Genomic DNA, 2,236 nt, shown 5'->3' on the forward strand with positions numbered 1-2,236 from the left:
ACTGAGTCATGCCCCCTATGACATCAAGGTGTACTATTGACCTACAACCACTTAAGTCCAATTGCGTTAACTGGGTCAGCCCCATCAAACCATCAAGGTTTGTTAACGACCAGCAAAAGCTTAAATCAAGCTCGGTTAACGTATCTGCCAACACACTCAGAGTGGTTGGTAAATACGTAAAGTGTAAACCAGATAAACTCAGGGACGTAGCCCCAGTGTCTAGCGCCGTTTGAATACGCGTATGTGCTACTTCGAGTGCGTCGAGCTGCTGTTCATTTTCCATCCTAGGACCTTATTGCCAATCAATCGCCTTACTATACCTTGTTGTTAATTTGTTACCAAGGTATCAACTGACGGGAAGTAAAGCGTTTATCTGTGAGTCTTATGTATAACAAAAAAGAAAGCGCGTTGAGTCGTTAATCACGGAGTAAAAAACTCTGAATAAAAAATAAAGTGCAGGTTATAGGTGGTAACGCTGAGTGAATGCTGTCAACCTGTGCCCACCCCGCACTCTGAAGAGTAAGTAGTCAATGGTACACTGTACGAAATAGCGCAAAAAAAAGCGCGGTACGCCTTTATTAAAGTCAAGCACACTTTACAAACACACGCTCACACTAAAATTACCTATATTACTCAATAAATAATTAAAATTCACCTGCTAAGACAGCTGTGCTTCATTTTTGGTGGCAAAGACATCATGCCATACGTGGAAATTAAGTAAGTGCCAAACTCATGCGCCAAATTCAATCTAGTACGATATTGGCGCACCATTAATTGGCAAAATGCAACAACAGGATCGGTCCCTGCGGGCATCAAATTATGAAGATGTCGGAACTCGGGGTATTTAAAACATACTCCATGTCAGCTTGGCTGCGATCACTCCATGTATCTCTAAACCAAATTCAGCTATCGCTGTCGCTTCTGTTCACTTCATCGTGTTTATAGCTGATGACATCACATGAATCAATATAACCTTTCAGTGCATCAAAGCCCTGATAAGTTTACTCACTCCACTTTCGAATGATTGCGTTACCCGCTGTGTAGTTATTTGAAGCAGCGCTTTGATAAGCCAACAGGCATAGTATTCCTTGATTCAACTTCACTTAAGGTTTGTCACAATATATGTACTCCTCGTCACCACGTTTTTGCTGACAAAGCCAAATGAGGTAAAGGTACAATGGGCTGGTTTTATGGCTTTAAACTTCACCTTATCATGAATGATGAAGGTGGTTTATATCAATCCGTATAAAGATTAAATCAACTTTATTTATTCACGACTACACATCTTCGTCACTCGAAACTGGAAGGTGTCCTAGGGTGTGAAGGATCGTTTCCAGTTGGAGGTTTTTTAAAAGCTCCTTGGTTCTTTTGTGACTGTTTAGGGTATCTTAAACGGCTTGTGATCCAACTAAAACCAAGCAGCTTTAGTATTTTATAGGCATGATTTAAATGGTAATGAACACCAAATTCAGTGTTAATGTAATGGACGATGTCTTCACTGGTAAGGCGGCCACCATGAGTTTCTGTATTCGTGCGCGTTATAAATTCAGACAGTTACTCAAGTTATGGCCGTTGTAATCTAGATGAATGCCCTTGAATAGGTTTATTGTCTAAGTCATCAAGGCCATACTCTAGGTAACTAGAAACCCATTTATTAACACTGCTTCGTGCGGTGTTGAGATGTTTCGCATTGCCGGCACTGCTATTAGGCTCATACAATAATAACACTGCAAGTAATCGAATGCGTTTTCGTGCGTTTGGTTCTTTTTCAAGAAAGCGCTAAAAGCTGCTCAGATATGTTTGGGTTCAACGTTATTTAGTCGGTGATTCTATATGCTCTATATAAGATATAGATATTTGAGCAGATTGGTATTAGATCAGATATTTAAGCCGAACGGTAAAACCCCCAAATTGCAAAAAACCCGTCGCATCTCTGCAACGGGTTTCTCTAATTTAATGCCTGGCAATGTTCTACTTTCACATGGCAACTGCCACACTATCATCGACGCTGTTTCGTTTCACTTCTGAGTTCGGCATGGGGTCAGGTGGGTCCAAAACGCTATTGTCACCAAGCAAATTCTTTGCTTTATTGTTATTTTTATATGTTTTCTAAATTAGGAGCCTGGCAATGTTCTACTTTCACATGGGAGACCCACACTATCATCGACGCTGTTTCGTTTCACTTCTGAGTTCGGCATGGGGTCAGGTGGGTCCAAAACGCTATTGTCACCAAGCA

2 protein-coding genes, 2 rRNA genes and 1 pseudogene are annotated in these 2,236 nt (G+C 41.0%); 1 reads left to right on the forward strand and 4 read right to left on the reverse strand.

Annotated features, from left to right (window positions below):
- Positions 1–283: leucine-rich repeat domain-containing protein (locus CWC18_RS19275; RefSeq protein ID WP_212747745.1), on the reverse strand; the 283-nt coding region annotated here is incomplete at its 3' end.
- A gap of 750 nt (positions 284–1,033) precedes the next feature.
- On the opposite strand from CWC18_RS19275, the pseudogene CWC18_RS19280 reads away from it, so the two are divergent.
- Positions 1,034–1,228, forward strand: a pseudogene (locus CWC18_RS19280) (transposase); the annotation flags it as partial.
- A gap of 62 nt (positions 1,229–1,290) precedes the next feature.
- Here CWC18_RS19280 and CWC18_RS22010 read toward each other — a convergent pair.
- The 3 genes from CWC18_RS22010 to rrf (CWC18_RS19295) all read right to left on the reverse strand — a co-directional run bounded on the left by CWC18_RS22010 (position 1,291) and on the right by rrf (CWC18_RS19295) (position 2,234).
- Positions 1,291–1,554: a helix-turn-helix domain-containing protein gene (locus CWC18_RS22010; RefSeq protein WP_138590740.1), complete on the reverse strand. Its 264-nt coding sequence runs from the start codon at positions 1,552–1,554 to the stop codon at positions 1,291–1,293.
- A gap of 404 nt (positions 1,555–1,958) precedes the next feature.
- Positions 1,959–2,073: ribosomal RNA gene (rrf, locus tag CWC18_RS19290) — 5S ribosomal RNA — on the reverse strand.
- 47 nt (positions 2,074–2,120) lie between these two features.
- Positions 2,121–2,234: ribosomal RNA gene (gene rrf / locus CWC18_RS19295) — 5S ribosomal RNA — on the reverse strand.
- Positions 2,235–2,236: the final 2 nt, after the last annotated feature.

Origin of the sequence: Pseudoalteromonas aurantia, from assembly GCF_005886875.1 — a bacterium.
Taxonomy (GTDB): Bacteria; Pseudomonadota; Gammaproteobacteria; order Enterobacterales; family Alteromonadaceae; genus Pseudoalteromonas; species Pseudoalteromonas aurantia_A.